Raw genomic sequence first — 999 nt, forward strand, 5'->3', positions numbered from 1 at the left:
AGAAAGGAAGACGGCAGTACCGTTTCCATTCAAGAGAGTATTGTAAGAATAGAGGATACGGGCGATGGAAACGTTACCTTGGTCAATGAAGAGGGCAACAGCGTTACGGTGGCCAAGTCCGATATTACCGATTTGGGCGGTGGCGTCTATGAGTTCACCAACGGAGACGGAAGCAATGTAACGATCGACACCAACGGAATGTCGATTTCGAACGTTGTGGCCGGTTCACGTATCGCCACGGTTACCGAGGCCGATGGTTCAACGACTGACATCAATGAGAGTATTACAACCCTTAATACGGTAGATAATGTTACCTACACTTATACTTCAGAGAACGGAACACCTACAAGTTTTGACGGTACCGATGACCAAGAAGCTTCTGAAGTTATTTTGACCAATCCTATAGATGTTGATGGCGACAGCTCAAATGAAACTACAGTTGAGGAGGCTATCAGTGATTTAGCAGCTAATAGCAGCGATAATCAAAACTTGACTGGTGCCACTCTAAGCGGTACAAACCAACTTCAAATTGATATCGAAAGAGGTAGTTCAGCAAATGTAGACCTATCTTCTCTTGAAGAGACAGTGAGTGCTGGAACAGGTGCTATCTCTGTAACTGATGACGGTAATGGAAACTACACCGTGAATTCAACGGATACTGATGAAGACGAAACGAATGAACTTTCTCAAGTTGATGCTGGTTCTCCAATTGCAACTGGAGCTACAGCAACCAATGTTGGTGAAACTTATGTAGATACATCTACAGGACAATTATATGTTTGGGATGGTTCTGCTTGGGTACAAGTTGGTGGAAATGCCTCTCCAGATGCAGATCCCGACCCGACGAACGAGATTACCGATGTAGACGATAATGGCGACGGCACAACGACCATCACGGACGTGAACGGCGGAACCGTAACGGTCGACAATGACGGAGTCGATAATGTGGACGATGCCGATAACGACCCGACCAATGAGATTACGGATGTTAACGACAAC

The 999-nt window shown here is 45.8% G+C and carries 1 pseudogene; it reads left to right on the forward strand.

The features are described from left to right. Positions 1 to 999, forward strand: a pseudogene (locus IV512_RS19640) (hypothetical protein); the annotation flags it as partial.

Origin of the sequence: Pseudozobellia sp. WGM2, assembly GCF_017810075.1 — a bacterium.
GTDB lineage: Bacteria > Bacteroidota > Bacteroidia > Flavobacteriales > Flavobacteriaceae > JADNYK01.